The sequence below is a fragment of the Alteromonas sp. WD8-37 genome (assembly GCF_055326825.1).
Window position 1 is genome coordinate 288,613 of record NZ_JBUZOV010000003.1, and the last position, 22,130, is coordinate 310,742.

At 53.8% G+C, this 22,130-nt stretch carries 18 protein-coding genes; 9 read left to right on the forward strand and 9 right to left on the reverse strand.

What is annotated here, in order from left to right; all coding sequences use genetic code 11:
• Positions 1-125: 125 nt before the first annotated feature.
• The gene (locus ACTUJZ_RS10295) at positions 126-1,055 is read right to left on the reverse strand and encodes a DUF808 domain-containing protein (RefSeq protein WP_463636220.1); all 930 of its coding nucleotides are present in this window, start codon (positions 1,053-1,055) and stop codon (positions 126-128) included.
• A gap of 59 nt (positions 1,056-1,114) precedes the next feature.
• Positions 1,115-1,810 carry a hypothetical protein gene (locus ACTUJZ_RS10300; protein ID WP_463636221.1) on the reverse strand — a complete coding sequence of 232 codons (696 nt, stop codon included), beginning with the start codon at positions 1,808-1,810 and terminating at the stop codon, positions 1,115-1,117.
• A gap of 205 nt (positions 1,811-2,015) precedes the next feature.
• On the opposite strand from ACTUJZ_RS10300, the gene glnK reads away from it, so the two are divergent.
• The 6 genes from glnK (at position 2,016) to ACTUJZ_RS10330 (ending at position 8,138) form a co-directional block, all read left to right on the forward strand.
• On the forward strand, positions 2,016-2,354 hold the full coding sequence (gene glnK / locus ACTUJZ_RS10305) for a P-II family nitrogen regulator (protein ID WP_463636222.1): 339 nt from the start codon (positions 2,016-2,018) through the stop codon (positions 2,352-2,354).
• 29 nt (positions 2,355-2,383) lie between these two features.
• Positions 2,384-3,628, forward strand: a complete 1,245-nt coding sequence (locus ACTUJZ_RS10310; protein WP_463636223.1) for an ammonium transporter — start codon at positions 2,384-2,386, stop codon at positions 3,626-3,628.
• Between the two features lie 330 nt (positions 3,629-3,958).
• Entirely contained in the window at positions 3,959-4,717 is a 759-nt protein-coding gene (locus tag ACTUJZ_RS10315) for a PRC-barrel domain-containing protein (protein WP_463636224.1), read from the forward strand.
• 49 nt (positions 4,718-4,766) lie between these two features.
• Complete coding sequence (locus tag ACTUJZ_RS10320) at positions 4,767-5,306, forward strand: hypothetical protein (protein WP_463636225.1); 540 nt, start codon at positions 4,767-4,769, stop codon at positions 5,304-5,306.
• A gap of 188 nt (positions 5,307-5,494) precedes the next feature.
• The gene (ggt, locus tag ACTUJZ_RS10325; RefSeq protein WP_463636226.1) at positions 5,495-7,174 is read left to right on the forward strand and encodes a gamma-glutamyltransferase; all 1,680 of its coding nucleotides are present in this window, start codon (positions 5,495-5,497) and stop codon (positions 7,172-7,174) included.
• Between the two features lie 55 nt (positions 7,175-7,229).
• On the forward strand, positions 7,230-8,138 hold the full coding sequence (locus tag ACTUJZ_RS10330; protein WP_463636227.1) for a Dyp-type peroxidase: 909 nt from the start codon (positions 7,230-7,232) through the stop codon (positions 8,136-8,138).
• Here the strand turns inward: ACTUJZ_RS10330 and ACTUJZ_RS10335 are convergent.
• From ACTUJZ_RS10335 to ACTUJZ_RS10345, 3 genes are read right to left on the reverse strand one after another with little or no spacing between them, the layout of a single operon-like run.
• Positions 8,135-9,247, reverse strand: a complete 1,113-nt coding sequence (locus ACTUJZ_RS10335) for an adenylate/guanylate cyclase domain-containing protein (protein ID WP_463636228.1) — start codon at positions 9,245-9,247, stop codon at positions 8,135-8,137. The two genes, ACTUJZ_RS10330 and ACTUJZ_RS10335, sit on opposite strands and share 4 nt — an antisense overlap.
• A 19-nt stretch (positions 9,248-9,266) precedes the next feature.
• Positions 9,267-10,547, reverse strand: coding sequence for a glutamate-1-semialdehyde 2,1-aminomutase (gene hemL, locus ACTUJZ_RS10340; RefSeq protein WP_463636229.1), 1,281 nt, complete (start codon positions 10,545-10,547; stop codon positions 9,267-9,269).
• Position 10,548: 1 nt separating this feature from the next.
• Positions 10,549-11,565, reverse strand: a complete 1,017-nt coding sequence (locus ACTUJZ_RS10345; protein ID WP_463636230.1) for an aspartate carbamoyltransferase — start codon at positions 11,563-11,565, stop codon at positions 10,549-10,551.
• 304 nt (positions 11,566-11,869) lie between these two features.
• Here ACTUJZ_RS10345 and ACTUJZ_RS10350 point away from each other — a divergent pair, with 304 nt between their 5' ends.
• Complete coding sequence (locus tag ACTUJZ_RS10350; protein ID WP_463636231.1) at positions 11,870-12,589, forward strand: DUF2982 domain-containing protein; 720 nt, start codon at positions 11,870-11,872, stop codon at positions 12,587-12,589.
• 15 nt (positions 12,590-12,604) lie between these two features.
• Here the strand turns inward: ACTUJZ_RS10350 and ACTUJZ_RS10355 are convergent, their stop codons facing one another.
• Positions 12,605-15,745 (reverse strand): hybrid sensor histidine kinase/response regulator, encoded by a 3,141-nt coding sequence (locus ACTUJZ_RS10355; protein ID WP_463636232.1) that lies wholly within the window; start codon positions 15,743-15,745, stop codon positions 12,605-12,607.
• A gap of 207 nt (positions 15,746-15,952) precedes the next feature.
• Here ACTUJZ_RS10355 and parC point away from each other — a divergent pair, with 207 nt between their 5' ends.
• Together parC and ACTUJZ_RS10365 are read left to right on the forward strand one after the other, a co-directional pair.
• Positions 15,953-18,259 (forward strand): DNA topoisomerase IV subunit A, encoded by a 2,307-nt coding sequence (gene parC / locus ACTUJZ_RS10360; protein WP_463636233.1) that lies wholly within the window; start codon positions 15,953-15,955, stop codon positions 18,257-18,259.
• 36 nt (positions 18,260-18,295) lie between these two features.
• Positions 18,296-18,832, forward strand: coding sequence for a heme NO-binding domain-containing protein (locus tag ACTUJZ_RS10365; RefSeq protein WP_463636234.1), 537 nt, complete (start codon positions 18,296-18,298; stop codon positions 18,830-18,832).
• Between the two features lies 1 nt (position 18,833).
• On the opposite strand, the gene ACTUJZ_RS10370 is transcribed toward ACTUJZ_RS10365, so the two are convergent.
• Genes ACTUJZ_RS10370 through ACTUJZ_RS10380 form a run of 3 tightly spaced genes read right to left on the reverse strand, consistent with a single transcriptional unit; the run spans position 18,834 to position 21,764 of the window.
• Positions 18,834-19,790, reverse strand: coding sequence for a sugar-binding transcriptional regulator (locus ACTUJZ_RS10370; protein ID WP_463636235.1), 957 nt, complete (start codon positions 19,788-19,790; stop codon positions 18,834-18,836).
• The gene (locus ACTUJZ_RS10375) at positions 19,783-20,451 is read right to left on the reverse strand and encodes an HAD family hydrolase (RefSeq protein WP_463636236.1); all 669 of its coding nucleotides are present in this window, start codon (positions 20,449-20,451) and stop codon (positions 19,783-19,785) included. Before ACTUJZ_RS10375 ends, ACTUJZ_RS10370 begins: the two co-directional genes overlap by 8 nt.
• Before the next feature lie 47 nt (positions 20,452-20,498).
• On the reverse strand, positions 20,499-21,764 hold the full coding sequence (locus ACTUJZ_RS10380; RefSeq protein WP_463636237.1) for a hypothetical protein: 1,266 nt from the start codon (positions 21,762-21,764) through the stop codon (positions 20,499-20,501).
• Positions 21,765-22,130 lie beyond the last annotated feature (366 nt).

Consider the following 22,130-nt stretch of genomic DNA (forward strand, 5'->3'; position numbering starts at 1 on the left):
TTTTTGTGAAAGGCGTGAATATCGCAGTTAGGGGATTTGGCGAATAAATGAAGAAAATGTAATGGCCGGTGGTGAAATTCACCACCGGCAACGTGCCACCACGTCGTTAGCACCTCGGACGGCGTTTAATGAGCGCTGGCAGGACGCCTGAAAAGCTTTTGGCCAACATCCCAGGCCACCACCAGTAAGCCACCGGCGACAAACCCACATACGCCGTCAATCAGGATACTGCTGAGCAGTTGAGGCATCGGCAGGGCAGCACTGCCTTGTGCCGCCAGATGATGCAGCGCTTCAATATTGTGGGTTAAAATGCCACCACCCACCAAAAACATGGCAATGGTGCCCACCAGCGCCAATGTTTTCATCAATATCGGTGCACTGACCAGCAATGCCCGCCCGCTGACGCGTTGCAAGCGGTTATAGCGCCCGGTAAGTGACTTGCGCAGTAAATACAGCCCAGCATCATCAATCTTTACAATGCACGCCACAATGCCGTACACACCCACAGTAATGGCCAGGCACAGTGCGGTGAGCACACCCAGTTGGGTGGTCAGGCTGGCCTGTTGCACGGTGCCTAATGCAATCACTACTATTTCGGCGGATAAAATAAAATCGGTGCGAATGGCACCTTTGATTTTTTCTTTTTCCATGGCTACCAGATCCACCTCGGCATCGGCCAGGCCGGCCAGCCGGGCTTCACGATCGTCAGGGTCGGCCGCATGAAACAGCCGGTGCAGCACTTTTTCGGCGCCTTCAAAACACAGGTACAAGCCGCCGGCGATCAGTAGCAGGCCAATTAATACCGGCACAAAGGCACTGATAAGCAGTGCGGCGGGCACCAAAATCACTTTGTTGAGCAGTGAGCCTTTGGCCACCGCCCACACCACCGGAAGTTCACGGTCGGGTTTGACCCCGCGCACCTGGTCGGCGTTTAACGCCAGATCATCCCCTAACACGCCAGCGGTTTTTTTGGCCGCCACCTTAGACATGGCCGCCACGTCATCCAACAGCGTGGCTATATCATCAATCAGCGCCAGTAAATTTGCTGCTGCCATCAGGATTCCTTGTTTCCCAAAACTGCCAGTGTGCACCGAAAGTCAGTAAATAGCGATAGTTAACGCGCGCGGCGCTGATCGATAAACTCATTAAAATCCGGCGGCTGACTGCAGCGCACGGTGCCACCGGCAGCCCGGCTAAGCGCGGCCACCACGTTATTAAACGCATTGTCACAGCGCACCATCTTTTTGGCCACCGTTGGGACAAAGACCTCTGGCTGGCCTTTACGCGGATCGATGATCACCGGATTGCGCCGGGCCTGGGCATCGGCTTGCGCTAACCCCTGCACTTCCTGTTGATGCCGCTGCTGAATAAATTGCCGGGCCGCGTGGGGATCAAAGCGGTGGGTCTGGGGCGTTGCAGGTGGTTGCCCGGCAGTGGCGGGTGCCACCGCCTCTGCCATTGCTGTGGGCTTAGCAGGCTGGGGGTCTGCGGCTTGGTTCTGCTCAGGGGCGGATGCCCGAACTGTTTCAGAATTTAAAGCCGGTGCCGCACTAGTCGAGGTTGTTGAAGGTGATGTTGTATCGGCTGACACAGCCGATTGCTGCGCCGGCGCGGGCAGCAGGCGAGCCTGGATTATCGGAGTGGCATTGTGGCTTAACTGTCGGGTATGGCTCAGGCCAGCCAGTAGCAGAAGCACGCCATGGGCCAGTATTACAGCAAGCCAGAGCCGATAAGCCGGCCGGATCGGTGTCGATGTTGAGGCTGCCCGGGTAGGCTGATTGGGCGCGTAAAACACATCGCTGGTGCTCATACCGTGTCATCCGTGTGGTGTTGCACAACATTCAGGCAAATCGCGGGTACTGCACTATAGTGGTGCGTTATTTTTGCGCAAAACTTGCCTGGTTTCCCATAAAGTTATGATTTTTGTCAGTTTTTATTTATGGCGTAAGTTTTGAATCGGTGTTGCTAACCACTAGAACGTGGGCCACTTACTTAGAATGCATGGGGAGCAACACATGAAACTAGTCACAGCAATCATCAAGCCGTTCAAGCTGGATGATGTTCGTGAAGCCATTTCCTATATCGGTATTGACGGTTTGACCGTCACCGAGGTGAAAGGTTTCGGACGTCAAAAAGGCCATACCGAATTGTATCGCGGCGCCGAGTACCAGGTAGACTTTCTGCCCAAGGTCAAACTGGAGATTGCGGTCAATGATGACCAGGTAGAACGCTTGACCGAAGTGATTGTGGAAGCTGCCAAAACCGGCAAGATCGGCGATGGCAAAGTGTTTGTCTACAACCTGGAACACGCGGTGCGGATTCGTACCGGTGAGTCAGACGCCGACGCCCTGTAAGTTGTTCACCGATTGCCAAGAGGACTACCATGGAAATTACATTTGAGCTTGGGTACGCCCTAGATACCTTTTACTTTTTGATTTGTGGTGCGCTGGTCATGTGGATGGCCGCCGGCTTTGCCATGCTCGAAGCCGGGCTGGTACGGGCAAAAAACACCACCGAGATCCTGACCAAAAATATTGCGTTGTTTGCTATCTCTTGCACCATGTACATGATTTGCGGCTACGGTATCATGTATGGCGGCGACGACTTTAGCTGGGTGCTTAGCGGCATCGTAGGCGATGGTGCCACCGGCGCCGAAGAACCAGCCACCTATGCACCATCCGCAGACTTTTTCTTCCAGGTGGTATTTGTCGCCACAGCCATGTCTATTGTGTCCGGTGCGGTAGCTGAGCGCATGAAACTGTGGGCCTTTTTGGCCTTTGCCGTGGTCATGACCGGCTTTATCTATCCTATGGAAGGTGCCTGGACCTGGGGCGGCGAATCAGTATTTGGTCTGTATACCTTAGGCGACCAGGGCTTTTCTGATTTTGCCGGTTCCGGCATCGTACACATGGCCGGTGCAGCAGCTGCTCTGGCCGGGGTGTTAGTGCTCGGCCCGCGTAAGGGCAAATACACGGTGGATGGAAAAATCAATGCCATCCCGGGTGCCAACCTGCCTCTGGCCACCCTGGGGACCTTTATCCTGTGGATGGGCTGGTTTGGCTTTAACGGTGGTTCAGTGCTGGCCACTGCCACCGTGGAGTCAGCGAACTCGGTGGCGGTAGTGTTTATGAATACTAACGCGGCGGCCGCCGGTGGGACTATCGCTGCACTGCTATTGGCCCGCGCCATGTTTGGCAAGGCGGATCTGACCATGGCCTTAAACGGCGCGCTGGCCGGTCTGGTGACCATCACTGCTGAACCGGCTACACCTACACCATTGTTGGCCACGGTATTTGGTGCCCTGGGCGGCCTGTTGGTAGTGTTTAGCATTGTGACCCTGGATAAAATGAAGATTGATGATCCGGTGGGTGCCATCTCTGTGCACGGTGTAGTGGGCTTCTTAGGCTTGTTGTTGGTGCCTGCCACCAATGGCGGCGCCAGTATTGGCGGCCAGCTGTTAGGCGCCATCACTATCTTTGTCTGGGTCTTTGCCACCAGCCTGGTGGTGTGGCTTGCGCTTAAAGCCATCATGGGCATTCGGGTGACCGCCGAAGAAGAATACGATGGCGTGGATGCCAGCGAATGTGGCCTTGAAGCCTACCCGGATTTTGTCGGCAGCCGCAAATAATCACTGCTTCGATATATGAGCGCTCCGTATGGTAGAGGGAGCGCTCTTATACTTGTAATAAATACAATTCAATTGGTTAAATCTAGAACGAAAATTCACCCATCACCTGCGAATTTACCACTCTTCCGCTAGTTGTCACTTACCTACCAATGTAAGGAACAAATTGTAAAAATATATTTATTTTAGCTGGTTATAGAATTTTTCAGCCAATTATGGCGGTGAATTGGAGGTGGCTAATCAAGCTTGGTGTAAACTTTGCTCCCAGTACGGTCGTGTGTCCTGAGGCAGTAATAAGGATCCCCCATATTGACTAGATACGAGGAGACGACTATGTCACACCGCAGATACCTGCACCGCCATTCTGTATACATTGCCCTTTCGCTAGCCGGTTTGACCACCTCAGCCTGGGTGGGCGCTGCTCAACAAGCGCCAGAAAAAGCACAGGTTGAAGTTGTTAAAGGCGAAACAGACGTAAAGGTAAAGCAGCCAGCCCCATCTGTAGATATAGACCAAAAGGACGCCAAAGTTGATGTAAAGGTGGGTGAGCCCGAAGTGGACATCCAATATGAAAAGCCTGACGTTAATATCCAACAACCGGAGCCGAAGGTGGATGTAGAGCAAGCCCAACCAGAGGTTATTGTGAATACAGCCGAACCTGAAGTGATCGTGAATAAGGCAGAACCTAATATCGAAATTCAGAAAAGTGAACCTGAAATAAAAATCGTTCGCAAGGATGCTTCCGGTAAATTACGAGACAATAGCGACATTGCTACTATAACCCAGCTTTCAATTGGGGACCTCGAAGAGAAAGTTATTAAAAATTCTGCCGGTGAAGAAGTGGGAGAAATCAGTCAGGTAGTAATGAATAAAAATACCCAGCAACTGGCACTAGTTATTGAAGCTGGTGGCTTTTTCGGGCTGGGTAGCTCGACGGTAGCAATGCCACTTGATGAGGTGAGGCTGGAAGGCAATGACCTTATCTGGAACGAGAACACCGATGTGGAACAACTGCCTGAATACACGCAATCGGGTTTTGCGGTGATATCTGAAAAACAAAAGCAGATAAAAGACATTGTACAAAGCAAATAACTGGCGCTGTAGTTTTTCATTATCATCAATATTATCGAAGGAGCTTATTATGAAAATAATTACTCTTGGAATTGCAGTATCAACTGCATTAGCTGCTCAGGGGGCCATGGCTGCACAACAAGATTCATCAGGTCTTCTGCATTCATCTTCAACATCAGAAACACCTCAACTACAGCAGGTGTTGAGAACGTACGATACCAATAGTAATGGTGAATTGGATAAAAAAGAGCTTGAGAGATACTTAGCTGATGCTCAGGCGAACCCATCCAATAATACAGCGCGCAAAGGCGATAAAGTAACGGTCACCCAACAGCCGGCCCAAGTAACAGTGGATCAAAAACCTGCGCAAATTACGGTCAAGCAGCCGAAACCAGAAGTTACTATTACGACTCAAGATCCTAATATTACAATTGAACAACGCGAGCCTGAAGTAAATGTCAGTCAATCTGACCCAGAGGTAAAGGTGCAAGCAGGTAAGCCTGCCGTGGAAGTGGAACGAGAAGACCCTGCTGTAAAAGTAAAGCAGCCTGACCCTGAGGTCTCAGTAGAATCCCAGGAACCTGAGGTTGAAGTCGACGAGAAATACTAGCTGAAATGTAAAAAATCTCCGTTTAATAAAGAGTATCGGCTGGATACTCTTTTTTTTCTGCAACAGTGCTCGGGGCAATAGCAGGCAAAGGTATCTTTCACCACGAAAGTCAGAATCTTAATTGTAGTTAAGCGTCATTTTTTTATTGTGGTAGATTAACAAAAACAAAAACAAACCAGAGAATAACTATGCGTTGGCTATTATTGATCGCATTTTGGGCAAGCAGCCCGGCTTGGGCTTATGACAGAATCACCGGTGAGGCGTTTGCCAGCCGCTCTGAGGTACTGGCCACTCAGGCCATGGCCGCCACCAGTCAGCCGTTGGCCACCCAGGTGGCCCTGCAGATCCTGCGTGACGGCGGCAATGCGGTGGATGCTGCGATTGCCGCGAATGCCATGCTGGGACTGGTGGAGCCCACTGGAGCAGGTATCGGCGGAGATATATTTGCCATTGTATGGGATGCCAAAACGCAGAAACTGTATGGATTAAATGGCTCTGGGCGCTCGCCGCAGAGCCTGGAGTATGCCGAGTTTAGCCGCCGCGGACTCACCCAGATCCCGGCCTTCGGCCCGCTGCCGGTGTCGGTGCCTGGTGCCGTCAGCGGCTGGTTTGCTCTGCATGAAAAATTTGGCCGGCTACCCATGGCCAAGGTGCTCAGCCCGGCCATTGGGTATGCCCGCCAAGGCTTTCCGGTCAGCCAGGTAGTGGCGTATTACTGGCAGGTCAATGCGGATCGTATCGGTCAGTATCCAGGGTTTGCTGAGACGTTTTTGCCCGATGGTAAGGTTCCGGCCACCGGCGACATCTTCAAAAATCCGGCGCTGGCAGCGACCTACGAAAAAATTGCCAGCGGCGGTGAAGCTGCGTTTTATCAAGGCGATATCGCCCGCACCATCGCTGCGTATATGCAGGAACAGGGCGGCTTTTTAAGTTACGACGACCTGGCCAGCCATCGCTCCCAGTGGGTGGAACCGCTGTCGGTCAATTACCGCGGTTATGATGTGTGGGAACTGCCACCCAATGGCCAGGGGATCGCAGCCCTGCAAATCTTAAATATCATGGAACAATACGATGTGGAAGGCATAGGCTTTGGCAGTGCCGACTATATCCACACCTTTGTTGAGGCTAAAAAACTGGCTTTTGCCGATCGCGCCAAATTTTACGCCGACCCCGAATTTGCCCCTGCGCCACTGAGCCAATTGCTATCCAAAGATTATGCCCGCAAGCGGCGCCAGCAGATTGACCCGGCCCGTGCTGCCACACGCGCCGATGCCGGCATTAATGAAGGCGATACCGTGTATCTGACTGTGGCCGATGCAGAGGGCAATATGGTGTCGCTCATTCAAAGTAATTATCGCGGCATGGGCTCAGGCATGACCCCGCCGGGCTTAGGCTTTGTGCTGCAAAACCGCGGGCAGCTATTTACCCTAGAGCAGGGCCACGCCAATGTGTATGCCCCGGGCAAGCGGCCGTTTCATACCATCATTCCGGCCTTTGTGACCAAAAATAATCAGCCCTGGCTGAGTTTTGGCGTGATGGGCGGGGCCACCCAGCCGCAAATGCATGCGCAAATTATCATGAACCTGATTGATTTTGGCATGAACCTGCAAGAAGCCGGCGATGCCCCGCGCATTGTGCACACCGGCTCCTCCAGCCCCACCGGGGCACGCATGCGTGATGGCGGGGTAGTGCATTTAGAATCGGGTTTTAGCATGCCAACCCAGCGCGCCCTGATTGAGCACGGCCATGTGCTGCAGCCGGCTTTGGGGGTGTATGGCGGCTACCAGGCCATATTGCGCAATCCTGATAATCAGGTCTATCACGGTGCCTCAGAAAGTCGTAAAGATGGACAAGCGGCCGGCTATTAGCCACACTCTAAAAAAATAACGAAAACAACCACCTGAAGGTGGCAAGGACCCACGCATGAGCCAACCGCAAAAAGGCGTCTGTGCTGAACCTAATCTGCATGCCCAGTATCTGCTGCTGAATGTCTCGGATGACGACAGCCAGGCGGTGCGGGCCAAGCTGGCCCGGGTACTGGCTATTTTTGACCATTATGAGCATGAACATTTTGAAGCCATGGTGACCGGCATGGTAGCGGTGGGCGCGCAATACTGGGACGAGTTGTACCCGGACAGCAAACCCGCTGAACTGGGCCCGTTTCCTACGCTGCAATGTGAAGATCGCGCAGCGCCGGATACTACCACCGATTTGTTTATTCAAATTCGCGCCGACCGGCTGGATATTTGCCATGCCATGGGCATTGAGGTGATGGATCTGCTGCGCCTGCATGTGGAGCTGGTGGAGCAGGTCCGGGGCTTTCGTTATTTAGATGGCCGGGATCTGAATGGCTTTATTTATGCCGCCGACAACCCACGCGGCATGCAACGCCGCCAGGTGGCCATTGTGGACGCGGAGGCGGCCCACGGTGCTGGTGGCAGTTATGTGCATGTGCAGCGTTATTGTCATGATTTGCGCCGCTGGCAAGCCTTGTCGGCACGCCAGCAGGAGCAGGTAATGGGCGTGACTCAGCAGCACAATCTGGCCAGTACTGAGCAATCAGAGTCTTCGCACTGTGTGCGGGCGCGCTCACCGGGCAATGAGCCAGGCTTGCTCAAACAAGGCATGCCCTATGGCGATATGCATACCCAGGGCTTGTTGTTTGTCAGTTGTGCAGCCAGTGCGCAGCCGTTTGCCGCCATGCTGCATAGCCAGATTGTCGGCACCAGCGACGGTGATTATGATCGCTGGCTGGATTTTTCCAATGCGGTGAGTGGCGGTGCCTATTTTGCTCCGTCGGTGACCTTTATCAATCAGCAAGCCCACACTTAGCGGGCAATAAACGCCTCGGCCATAATGGCGCCATCCCAGCCTTCAGGTAACGGTGTATTTTGCAACTGCCTGATCACATCCAGATGCAGTTGCGGCAACGGGTCAGTGGGGGCCAGTGCGCGTGCCTGTTCAAACTGCTCGATAGCCGCCTGCCATAATTGCTGTTTACGCAAGGTCAGGCCCTGCTCAATATACGGGGCGATGAGGCTTTTTTGCTGTTGCTGATCCTCAGGCAGATGGGCCAGCACTTCGTAAATTTCAATTGGCGCCTGGCGGCCTTTTACCCGCACCCAGTCCAGCAGGCGGGTGGCACCTTCAAACACACCGGAGACTGTATGCAGGGTATTGGCGCTTACAATGATATCGGCCTGATAACGCGGGCTTAGGGTTTCCAGCCGAAACGCGATATTGACACTGTCACCGATAACCGTGGTATCCATGCGGTCTTCTGAGCCCACGGTGCCGATAATCACCGGGCCAAAATGGATGCCAATGCCGATGCCCACCGGCTCATAGCCGCTTTTATGTCGGTGCGCATTGTACAACGCCAACGCTTTGCGTAAATCCAGTGCAGCCTGCAGGGCATCCGCGGCTTTTTGTGCTGCGCTGCCCCCAGGATGATCAAACAACGCCATAATGGCATCGCCGATAAATTTATCGATAAATCCGCGGTTTTGATGAATGGGCTCATTCATACGTAAAAAATACGAATTTAAAAAGCTCATCAATTGCTGCGGATCCATCTTTTCAGACAGGCCGGTAAAACCGCGAATATCACAAAATAAGATGGCCACTTCGTCTTCATCGGCGTGGCCCAGTTCCAGCTCCACCTGGCCATGCTTGGCAAAATGATCAACAAACTGGCGGGGAATAAATTTTTGAAAGGTGGTGGTGAGCTTGAGCGCTTCGTCAGCCCGCTGGGCAAAAAAGCGCTCTTTGTCCTGCTCGGTCTGAGCCACCGGGGTTTGCTGGTAGGCACTGCGAATTTGCTGCTCATGGCTGACCTGGCGGCGGGCACGCCACAGCAGCACGGTGACCACCGCGCCATATACAGTTAGGGCGGCCAGGCCGGCCAGCAGCCACCATCCGCTCAACGAAAAACCATCCATGTGTCAGCCGCCAGCCTTATCAAAGGGTTGCAAACACCGTGTCCACCGCTTCTAAGGTGGCATCGATAACCGCATCATCGTGGCAGCTGGACACAAAGCCCGCTTCATAGGAAGCCGGAGCCAGGTACACACCCTGTTCCAGCATGCCATGATAAAAGATTTTAAAGCGTTCCTGGTCGCAGTTAATCGCCTGCTTGTAATTGGTGACCTTGGGTTCGTCGCTAAAAAAGAAGCCAAACATGCTGCCGGCCACGTTAGTGGTCAGCGCGATGCCATGCTTATCGGCCAGTGCCTGCATGCCGTCGGCCAGGCGCTGGGTGCGGGCAAAAATTTGCTCAAAGATCTGCGGATCTTCCAGCTGTGACAAGGCGGCCAGACCGGCTGCCATAGCCACCGGGTTGCCCGACAAGGTACCCGCCTGATACACCGGGCCGGTAGGGGCTACGTGGGTGATGATTTCGCGTTTGCCGCCAAAGGCACCCACTGGCATGCCGCCGCCAATCACCTTACCCAAACAGGTCATATCCGGGGTGACGCCATAGCGTTGCTGAGCGCCGCCCTGGGCTACTCGAAAACCGGTCATTACTTCATCAAAAATCAGCACACTGCCATGTTCATCACATAACGCGCGCAGGCCTTCCAAAAAGCCGGGCTCTGGCAGGATGCAGTTCATGTTACCGGTCACCGGCTCCACGATAATACAGGCAATGTCGTCGGCATGTTCGGCAAACACCGCTTTGACACTGTCCAGGTTATTGTAATCCACCGTGATGGTGTGCTGCGCGGTTTCGGCCGGTACCCCGGGGGAGCTGGGCACACCCAGTGTGAGTGCACCCGAGCCGGCTTTAACCAGCAGTGAATCAGAATGACCGTGGTAACAGCCCTCGAATTTGATGATCTTATTGCGTCCGGTATAGCCGCGGGCAATCCGGATCGAGGACATGGTGGCTTCGGTACCCGAATTAACCATGCGCACCAATTCCATTGACGGCACCAGCTGGCGAATTTTTTCGGCCATCAAAATTTCGGCTTCAGTGGGTGCGCCATAGCTCAAGCCACTGCCGGCAGCTTCTATCACTGCTTCGCGAATAGCCGCATTATTATGGCCCAATACCATCGGCCCCCAGGACAACACATAGTCAATATAGCGTTTGCCATCGGCGTCCCACATGTACGGGCCATCGGCTTTAGTGATAAAACGCGGCGTGCCGCCGACCGCTTTAAACGCACGAACCGGAGAATTCACCCCACCAGGAATTGTCTGCTGGGCGCGTTCAAACAGGGCTTCAGATTTTTGCATATCAATCGCTACTCTTATTGCTAAACCATACAACATCACGTTCATACTGCGCGACCTTGTCCTCCACTCCCAGGGTCAGGGCAAACAGTGCCATTCTGACCAGCACGCCATTATCGGTCTGCCGAAAGATGGCCAGGTTGGGGTTTAGGTTCAAATCGTTGTCCAGCTCATTGGCTTCGGCCCGTGAGTCGCGCGGCAACGGATGCATAATGACAGTTTTAGACTGAAAATGGCGGGTATAAATGGCCTGGTTCAGGCGAAATTTTCCGCGGTATTTGTTGGCTTCATCCTGTGACGGAAACCGTTCTTCCTGGATCCGGGTCTGGTAACAGATATCTGCATCCATGTTGCCTTCCAGTTGCTCGGTAATGGTCAGTTTATGCCCGGCATTGCTGATGGCATCAAGCACCGGCCCCGGCATCGCCAGTTCTTTGGGTGAAATCAGGGTAAAATGTATATTGTCGAACAGACACAACAGGCGCGATAATGAATGCACCGTGCGGCCATAGCGCAAATCACCAATCATGGCGATGTGCAGCCCATCGATGCCTTTGCCCTGATATTCCAGCTCACGCTGAATGGTGTACAGATCCAGTAAGGCTTGGGTCGGGTGCTCATTGGCGCCGTCGCCGCCGTTGATGACCGGTACCCGGCTACCCTGGGCAAATTCGGCCACCGAACCGGCGGCCGGATGGCGCATGGCAATGATATCAGAATACCCGCTAAGCACCCGCGCAGTGTCATACAGCGACTCGCCTTTGGCCAGCGCTGAGCTCGACATACCGGTGGTTTCACGCACCTCACCGCCTAATAAGTTAAACGCGGTGCCAAAACTGACCCGGGTCCGGGTGCTCGGCTCAAAAAACAAATTGCCTAAGATGGCCCCGTCGAGCACGGTGGTGCGCTTTTCACGCCGGGCGTAGGGCTGCATGGTGGCGGCCACGGCAAATACCCGCTCAATGGCGTCGCGATCAAACTGGTTTACCGAAAGAATATGGTTGCCGGTGAACGAGGTCATGGGTTTCATCACAAAAGACTAAAGACCCAGCTAGAATAGCAAACTCTGGTCACAGTGTAGAGATAGCCTGGGGGAATAATTTACCCCGTACGATGACAATTTGATCATCTTAGCCAAAACCATGTTGCCAGCGGCCGAAAGCCGGTAAACTGGACACATAAGCAATCCGTATATACAGGCATGGCATCTACACCGAAAAAATCGTCAGCATCATCGCCCGGCTGGTGGCACACCCACTGTCCGCGCTGCCGACGGCTGCGCCTGTATGCCATTTGGGCGATTTTAATGTTGATAATATATTTTTATGTCTTCGAGTGAACAGTCTCCGATCTTTATCCGCGCGGTGTCGAAGCGCAATGGCTTGACCACCCTGATGCTCGGCGCAGGGGCGCTGACATTATCTGTGCTATGGCTGACCTTTGCGCCGGACTGGCTGTTTTTGGCCGGGATCTTTTTTACCAGCGCCTCGCTGGTCACCCTGCTGGTCGGCTGGTTTAAACTGCGCGAGCCCAATCACAGCATCGAAATTTCACCACAACAGATTGTCTATCATCATCGTCGCGGCAACTGGGTGATTGACTGGGATAATGTGCAGCGGGTGGATTGCCCACGGGTGCGTCAGGGCCTGGACCATGTCAATCTGGAGGCTGTCGGGATCCGCTTAAAACAGTATGCGCCGTTTTTGCAGGCGGTGTCCCCGCGCCTGGCTACCCATCTGCTGATGGAGCAGCGGCCGCTACTGTTGCACAATTTTGACAGCAACTGTGCTTCGGGCGATTGTTTTAACCAGGAATTGTTCGACGATAAGCACTTCAAACTGGAAACCGGCGAAATGCTGACCGGTATCAAAGCCATGCTAGCCAACCGCATGCAGCAACTTCGTACCCGCTTAGGCTATGACATCTATGTATCCGCGGCGGATTTGGACCGCAGCCCGGATGAGTTTGTGGCTCTGATGCGCCAGTGCCAGGCAGCGCGCAGCGAGCAGGCCGACGCGGCACAGCACGATCCGGAACGCGGCTAGTTAGCCACCCAGCAGTCATTGTGGAGTGCGGGTATCCAGCAGCAGGGCGTCGGCCTGATCCATGACCTGCTGGGCCTCGGTCAAAAAGGCGGGTAACAGCTCCCCCACCAACATCTTTTTGTCCTGTTTGAGGGCACTTTCCAGCTCATGGGCCAGTTGCTGCAGCCTGGGCACTCCCGTGTAGCAGCAGGCCCCATGCAGTTTATGCACTTCGGCGCGCATGGTGTCCATGTCGGCCTGCTGCCAGCTGTGCTCAATGATGGCCAGACTATCGGGCAACAAGCGAATAAAGTCGCCCAGTAACTCACGCGCTGTGTCGTCGCTGTGGTTGGTGCGCTTGATGGCCAGCTCCCAGTCCAGAGTGGGCTCGGCAGCACTGGCCGGTGTGTTGGTCTGGCACCAGCGGCGGATTAGCTCCAGCAAAGAGCCCAGGTCAATTGGCTTGGGTAGATAATCATCCATGCCCGAGGCCAGCAACCGTTCCTGTTCTTCTTTAAATGCATGGGCGGTCACCGCGATGATGGGGGTGCCCAGATTTAGCGGGGTTTTGCGAATTTGCGCTGTGGCTTGCAAGCCATCCATGCCCGGCATCTGCACATCCATTAAAATCAAGTCATACTCATGGTTCTGGCAGCGGTTTACGGCATCCATGCCACTCATGGAGGTGGTCAGGCTAACCGGACTTTGCTGCAGCCAGGTCTGCAGCAATTTAAGATTCATCTCCATATCATCCACCGCCAGGATCTGTACCTTGGGCAGGCTGTCGAGTTTGTTTTGCAATGGGTTTTTCAGTTTATTGGTTTTGTGCTGCAGCAAATCTTCCAGCTTGGACAGAGTCATGGGCATGCGCACCTGCGAATAAAAATGCTGGCTCAGGCTGGGATACTGGTTAAACGGTTCAGGCCCGGAATACCACAAGATGCGTTTGTTGGCCGGGATCTGGATCAGCTGGCTGAGCATGGCATCGCGGCTGTCCAGTTTGCTGACCGGCACCGTGGCAAATAAAAAGTCCGGTTTAGGGCCATCCAGGCACTGCAGACAAGCCAGGCTTTCCACGCTGGTGACCTGTGCGCCCAGCGCATGTAGCATGCCGGCACTGGCCCGCCGGGTTTGCGGCACCGGATCAAACAGCACCACGGTTTTGCCCTGCCACTGGCCACCCGGGGCCAGCGAAAATTTGTGACTAAGCCGGTTGACCCGCAAAGCGATGGTAAAGGTACTGCCCAGCCCCGGGTCACTGCGCAGATGCATGTGTCCGCGCATCAGCCGCACCAGCTCGCGGCAAATCACCAGGCCCAGGCCGGTGCCCTGATAACTGCGGTTTAGGGCATCATCCAGCTGAGAAAACGCGCTAAACAATTTTTTGCGATCCTGGCGTGAGATGCCAATGCCGGTATCTTCAATGGTAAAGATAATCTCGTGAATACCGTGGGCTAGGGCCTTGCCGCGCACTCCCAGGGTGACGGTGCCGCTGGAGGTGAATTTCAGCGCATTGCTGAGCAGGTTGTTGAGCACCTGTTTGATGCGAAATAGATCGCCAATCAGCTTCTCGGGCAAGGGCTCCAAATCAAATACAAATTCCAGCCGCTTGGAATGCGCCGACTTGGCCATGATCGTGACCATCTCTTCAAGCTCTTTATTAGGCGAAAAGGGCTGGTTGTTGATTTGCAGTTTTCCGGCTTCGATTTTGGAAAAATCCAGCACATCATTGACAATACTCAGCAGGTTGTCGGCAGCCGTGTTCACAATGCGCACCTGCTCTTGCTGATCGGCTGGCAGCGAGGCATTGCCCAGTTCGCGGCTAAAGCCCAGGATGGCGTTGAGCGGCGTTCGGATCTCGTGACTCATGTTGGCCAGAAACTGGGATTTGACATTGCTGGCCTTAATCGCATCTTTGCGGGCAATGTCGAGCCGCGCATTTTGTTCTTCGATGAGCTCCATGTTGTTGCGTAAGTCATCGGTGGCCTGCTGCACATCGGACTCCAGCTGGCCGCGGCTTTTTTCCATCAGTGCCAAAGCAAACAGGCAAGCCTGGGCAAACATGCTGGCCTGAAAGCAATACGCGGTGACCAGGTTGGCCGGCAGCAAGCCAATTAAGCCAAATATCCCCACGACAGCGCCTAGTGCCAGCACACCCCAGCCAATGACATAAAAACGGGCCGGGGCAAAACGGTTATAGTAAGCTTCAAAGCCGGCATATAAATAGGAGCAGATGGCGGCAATGCCAGCGCCATACACCAGGTTATGCTTCCAGGTCAGCGGCAAAATATTCAGCAGGCAAAAGATCCCCAATACTGTTTGCACCCCCAGCATGGTCAGCACGATGGGATGCGCGGTGGAGGCATTGTGTTTGGTGTCTAAAAAAATCAGTGAAAAGGCGCCAGCGGTGATGCCAATTACAATCGACAACATCTCATTGTGCACTGACAACCAAAAGGGGGAAGGGGCATCGTGAAATACCTGCAAGTGGCCGCCCCACACCAGCTGCCATAGCACCACTGCCAGCACATATATCACATACGCCAGCAGGCTGGTCTCATGCACCTGAACAAATAAGGCTAAGTTGTACACCGCCAAAATCAGCAGGCCGCCAAAAAACAGCCCCCATAACAGACTGTCGAATTGCCAGGCCACACTGTGCTGCGGCTCGGGGGTGACAGTGAGCGGTACAATTAAACTGGAGGAGTGGCTTTGCACCCGCACATATAATTCGATGGGGGTGGCAATGGGTAAATCGGCCCGCAGGGTGGGCACGCGAAATTTTTGGTCAGGCTGTAATTTGCCCTGCCGGCTGTGCTGCAAAATAGTGCCGTCGGCCACCAGATAAAAATCGACCCGGTCGAGCTGGGAAAAATTGATGGTAAACACCCAGTCAGACACGTTCGAGACATTGCTGATCTTATTGGCCAGCCACAGCCCGTGTTCGCGAAAACCAAAGTTGGGATTATTTTCGGTGTACCACTGAAAATCCGGCTTGCGTTGCAGCACTTCGTTGATGGTGAGTGGGCCGCTGGACTCGCTGTATAGGGCAAAGTTGCCCGACAAATTTACTGCGCTGTCTTCGTCAAACAGCTGGACGGTGGTCTGGGCGAGAGCGGGTTGTGCCAGGCCCAGGCCAAGCAGCAGTAAACTCCAGCAAATCAGGGCAAATCGCATTAGGTCAGACTTTCTTATCAGAATAGCCGCCTATTAAAACACCACTATTTCGACAATACAAAATTTCAGCGTGCGAGGTCGTGTATTTTGCGCTTGCTGCAGAGGCAACAGCCACGCGGCCGGCGCCCGGCCATGTTGCGTTACCCCCCGGTTTGGCTCACAATGGCCGCAGATCAGCGATTAATACTAACGATAACGAATACCTTCATGAGCGATCAGATCACTATCAGTCAGGACGGGGTGGAACAACTGCCACTGCGTCGCTTTACCGAAGATGCTTACCTCAATTATTCCATGTACGTAATCATGGACCGGGCGCTGCCCAACATTGCCGATGGCTTAAAGCCAGTGCAGCGGCGAATCATCTATGCCATGTCCGATTTGGGCTTGAGCGCCAACGCCAAATATAAAAAGTCGGCACGGACCGTGGGCGATGTGTTGGGTAAGTTTCACCCGCACGGCGATTCGGCCTGTTATGAAGCCATGGTGTTGATGGCGCAATCGTTTTCCTATCGTTATCCGCTGGTGGACGGGCAGGGCAACTGGGGCGCGCCGGATGATCCCAAATCGTTTGCCGCCATGCGTTACACCGAAGCCCGGCTGTCGCGCTTTTCGGAAGTGTTGTTAACTGAACTGGGCCAGGGCACGGCTGACTGGATCCCCAACTTTGACGGCACACTCAACGAGCCCAAGGTATTGCCGGCACGCTTGCCGCATATCCTGCTTAACGGCGTCAGCGGGATTGCGGTGGGCATGGCCACGGATATTCCGCCGCACAATGTGCGTGAACTGGCTAATGCCTGCGCGGCGCTTCTGGATAACAGCAAAACCGATCTGGATACTATCTTAGATTATGTACAGGGACCGGATTATCCCACCGAAGCGGAAATCATCACGCCGCGGGCGGAAATTCGTAAACTGTATGAAAGCGGCCGCGGCAGCATCAAAATGCGCGCGGTGTATCGTGAAGAAGCCGGTGACATTGTCATCACCGCCTTGCCGCATCAGGCTTCCGGGGCCAAGATTTTAGAGCAGATTGCCGCCCAGATGCAGGCCAAAAAACTGCCCATGGTCAGCGATTTGCGCGATGAGTCGGACCATGAAAACCCGACCCGTCTGCTGATCACACCGCGTTCTAACCGGGTCGATGTCCAGCAGCTGATGCAGCATTTGTTTGCCACCACCGACCTGGAAAAAAATTACCGGGTGAATCTGAATATGATTGGTCTGGATGGCCGCCCGCAGGTTAAAGATTTACGCACCATTTTGAGCGAATGGCTGGAGTATCGAAAAAATACCGTGACCCGCCGCCTGCAATATCGTCTGGAAAAAGTGCTGGCCCGGTTACATATTTTAGAAGGCTTGTTGATTGCTTTTTTGAATATCGACGAGGTGATTGAAATTATCCGCACCTACGATAAGCCTAAGCCGGAACTGATGCAGCGCTTTGGCCTGAGCGACAAACAAGCCGAAGCCATCCTCGAGCTTAAACTGCGTCATCTGGCCAAACTTGAAGAGATGCGCATTCGCAGTGAGCAGTCCGAGCTGGAAGCCGAGCGGGACAAGCTGCAACTAATTTTAGGCTCAGAGCGCCGCCTGAAAACCCTGGTGAAAAAAGAGTTGATGGCTGACGCCGAAACCTATGGTGATGAGCGTCGCTCACCGCTGGTGGAACGGGTGGAAGCCAAAGCCTTGTCAGAAAAAGAGCTGATCCCCAGCGAAGCAGTCACCGTGGTGTTATCGGAAAAAGGCTGGGCACGCTGTGCCAAAGGCCATGATGTGGATGTTGAAGGGCTTAACTACAAAGCCGGCGATGCCTATCAGGCCAGCGCGTCGGGGCGCAGCAATCAGCCAGTGGTGTTTATGGATACCTCCGGGCGCACCTTTGCCTGTGATGCCCATAATCTGCCTTCGGCCCGAAGCCAGGGCGAACCGCTGACCGGACGCTTTAATCTGGTGGGTGGCGAGCAGTTTTGCCATGTACTGATGGGCCAGGATGAACAGCGCTTTTTGGTGGCCTCGGATGCCGGCTATGGTTTTGTTGGTACCTTTGCCGACATGGTCAGTAAAAATAAAGCTGGTAAAGCCTTTTTGAGCCTGCCCAAGGCCGCCAAAGTATTGCCGCCAATAGCCGTGCCCCACGGCGGGGAGCCGCTGTGTATGGCCATCTCCAATGATGGTCGCATGCTGCTGTTTCCGCTTGCTGATTTACCCAGCCTGGGCAAGGGTAAGGGCAACAAGATCATGAATATTCCATCGGCCAAAGCCCAAAGTCGCGATGAGTTCGTAAAAATCCTGACAGTGGTGCCCGCCGGTGCGGCGGTCAAGGTGCATGCTGGTAAGCGTAATATGACCCTGTCGGCGGCGGATCTGGAACATTACCGGGGCGAACGCGGGCGCCGGGGCAACAAGCTGCCACGCGGCTTACAGCGGGTCGATGAGGTACAGGTACTGGCCCCGGCGGCAAGTGATGCGCCGGCCGACACTGCCAGCGAACCACAAGATAACGACTAAGTCAGTAATTCACACAACAAAAGGCTCATTCAACCTATGTTAGGAATGGTGTTCAACGCACTCAAAACCATGCTGGAAGAAAAAGTCTCGGCAGACTATGCCGAAGAAGTTTTTACCGCAGCAAAACTGGAGCACGACGGACACTATGAGGATAAGCAAACCTATCCGGACAGTGAACTGGGTAAGATCCTGAATGTGCTGGCAAAAGAGACTTATCACTCTCTGGATAGCCTGATGTACGATTTTGGCTATTTTTGGTTTGGCCATCTGGTGCATAGCCACGGGCAGATGCTGGCTGGCCGGGAAGGCCTGCTGGAGCTGCTGGAAGCGCTCGATGATGATGTACACAAAGAGGTCAAAAAACTGTACCCCAATGCCAGTGTGCCGGATTTTGAGGTCATGTCGCGCACCGAGCATGGCATGCGGCTGCGCTACCATTCGCCGCGGGATCTGGTGAGCCTGGCCGAAGGTATGCTGGATGCTGGCGCTGCCCATTTTAACCAAAATCTGAGCCGCGAAACCCTGCCCACCGGCACGCCGCACACCTATGAGTTCAGCCTGACCATTGAGTGAGTCAGTTGTTTAAAATTTGCATCGCTGTGTATTCATTGGTGATCAAAGCATTGATGATTTTTGAGCGTAGCGCGCCTCGAATGGCAGCCACCTTGTGCTCACCGGCGGCAATGCCAACCACCGAGCGGTTCTCAGCTGCCTTGAGCGGAGCGCTGGTGACTCGCTGATTAAACGGGGTATCCAGTTTGGCACCCTCCTGGTTGTAGACCCAGCTGATAATCTCGCCGCTGGCCCCGGCTTGCTCTAACTGTGATAACTCAGCATCGTCAATAAAGCCATCAATATACAAGGGACTGGTTGGCCCCAGGTTGCCGATGCCGACAAACAGAGCATCGGCCTGGTCAGTCAAGGTCAGCACCCGGGCTACATGCGGTTGGGCCTGCCACTGCAGGCGTTGAGCCTGATCTTGCGCCACTACCGGCACCGGCATGGGATAATGCCGGCCACCGATTTTTTCGGCAATTCTGACCGCCACATCATAGCGGGTGGCAGTGCCATCATGCGCAATATTGCCCACCAGCGAGACAACATTCAGCTCTGGTCGCCGCTGAGTCATAAGTTCATCCGCGCAGGCGCGTAACACCCGGCCTGTGCCAAAAGCGAGGGTTTTGGTGTCGGGGTTACGCAATTCACGCTCGATGGCGGCAGCCCCGGCCTGGCTGAGCCCGTCTGTGGAAGTTGGGTCATCACTGGCCGACGGCACTACCTCGCAAAAGCGTAAGCCGAAGCGCTGTTTAATATCGTGTGCCAATTGCATACAGCGGGCGATGGGATGCTCCAGACGGACTTTTATTAATCCTTCAGAGACCGCCAGAGCCACCAGCCGTTGGGCTGTCTGCCTAGAGACCTGCAGCTGACGGGCGATGTCATCCTGCGTCAGGCCAGCTACATAATATAACCAGCCCGCCCGGGCCGCTTCGTCTAACCGTTGCGTGTCTTGTTGGTTTTTTTTACTCATGATACTCACTGTTAAATAAAAGCGGATAACGCTCGGGCAATTGTGACCAGTGGGACAAACTTGTTGAAGGCGAAGATTGTCCGGTCAGGTGGCTGGCGCCAGTATAATGTAAAAATGGCATGCTGGCTGCCTGCGCAGCCTGTAACCCCGCCGGAGAGTCTTCAATTACCAGGCAGTGTGCTGGCGCAACCTGCAGCTGCATCGCCGTGTGCAAAAATAAGTCCGGGGCTGGTTTGCCGTGTTTAACCTCATCACGGGTAAAGCGCACATTTGGTGCAAAAAAACGCGCCAGCCCGGTCACATTCAACGCATGCTCAGTGCGCGCCGGGCTGCTGCTGGTGGCCAGGCAAAACGGCACCGTCAACTTACTAAGCACAGTGTCTATGCCGTCGGTGGGGCGTAGATGCTGAACAAATAATTCGCGCAGCAGCGTGTGAAACTGCTGCTGGTCGGTATCGCTAAACACCAGCGAAAAGTCCTGCTGCAACTTCGCCACCACATGCTGCATACTTTTGCCCAAAAAATGTTGCACAAAATAATCGCTGGTCAGTGTGATATGCTGCTTGGACAACAATATCTGCCAGGCGTTAAGCGCCAGCACTTCACTGTCGATAAGTACTCCATCACAATCAAAAATTACCAGTTGAATTTGTGGTTTCACATAGCCTCCTGCTGGCTGTTAGCGGTACCGGCTTCGCGCCGACCAAATCAAAATGTTACGGATAATTCGGCAGACACACCACCCCAGCGTGCACCGATCTGGCCGGCTGAGTTTGCTTCTTCATCCTGCACCACATATTCAAGCTTGAACAGGGTATGATCATTTATCCACCAGCCGCCGCCCAGCTGGGCCCGGTACAACCCGGTTTGCCCGCTGTCTGCCCAGTCACTGCGATTATCCGCCGCGCTATAGCGCCCCGCGACATACAGAGTATCAGCAATCAGCATGTGGCTTACTTCCAGCGCATAAAACAGCAGTTCACTGTCTGTGCGAATAAACTGGCTGGCCTGGCTGGCCACAGTAGGGCGGCGTGCGGTATCGGCAAAGCTAAACTCATCACGGCCCATCCCAACCCAGGCGCGCACCAGGGTTGATGCAGAGGCTTGCCAATAACTATTGAGTTGAATCAGCCGCGTATTCAGGCCGGGCAGCAGGCCCACATGGGTATCCCGGGCATTGCTGCCGCTGGCGGCAAAGTTATAGTTATCGCCGTCGCCTTGCACCAGCCCGGCTGTTTGTACCTGGTCAAAGCTACGCTGGGCCACCTGATCCCCCTGATGGCTGAAAAACCAGCCCAGGCTGACACCCCAGTGCGAGGCCAGGGTACGCAGCCCCAGTTTGCCAAAATAGTTGTAACCGCGACCGTCGCCATAGTCTTCAAAAAAGGTGGGAACGGTGACGCCGGCATCGGCATACCACTGAGCCTGCCAGGCGGGAACAGCTTGTGCCCAGCGTAATTGTGCGCCGGACTCTGCAGTGACAAAATCCACCGGTGAATTGCCGATCAATGGGTTTGTCTGCACTGCTGCGCCATCAGAATAGCCGCGAAAGTCAAACACAGTGGATACAATATTGCCCGCTCGCAGTGTCAGGGAAGGGGATCCTTTAGGTAGCAATTCCACATCAATAAAAGCCAGATCCTGTGATATTTCGAATTGGTCGTCGCTCCCAAAATCATTGGGTTCCTCACCCACATCGACATAAATGGCCACCGCATCGGTGACCTGAATATGTGCATCCAGATTGAAGCGCAAGCGTTGAAAACCGCTTTGCATGGTCTGGTTTGCTGGCGCTAAGGCGCCGTGTTGCGCATTAATGTGTTGAAAACCTTGCGCGATATACAGGTTGGCATCCACCCGCTCCTGCCAGCTGTCCAGCTTATCAGCGTTAACCGGCGCACAGAGCAGGCTAAAGCCCAGCGCAGCCAGTGGCGCCACATAAGTTTTACGGTTCAATAATACATCGCCATTCATAAGTCACCTTTTTGGGTAAATGCTATATAAATTGGCAAATGCTCAAGTTCTCATTAATCGTTGCAGAAATGTACAGCGTACGCAATGACAAATTTAACCTTTTGCTAACAAGTTGAGTTTTGACATCTCTAAAATTGTTTAAGTTGTTAAATGTAGTGAAGTTTTAGAAATAAGAGTAAAAGTCGCGAGGATCGTGAGAGTAGCCGGCAACACCTAAGGCGCTACAAAGTTAATGTTAATGCTGTTTACAACTTAATCTGCCTGTGTCAGCATTAATTGAGATTTAGTTCACTTGCAAAGCAAATGCTCAAGTTCAATGTTGCAGTTTTGGTGCTAGACCAGGCTGCGTATTTGCAATAGCAATGA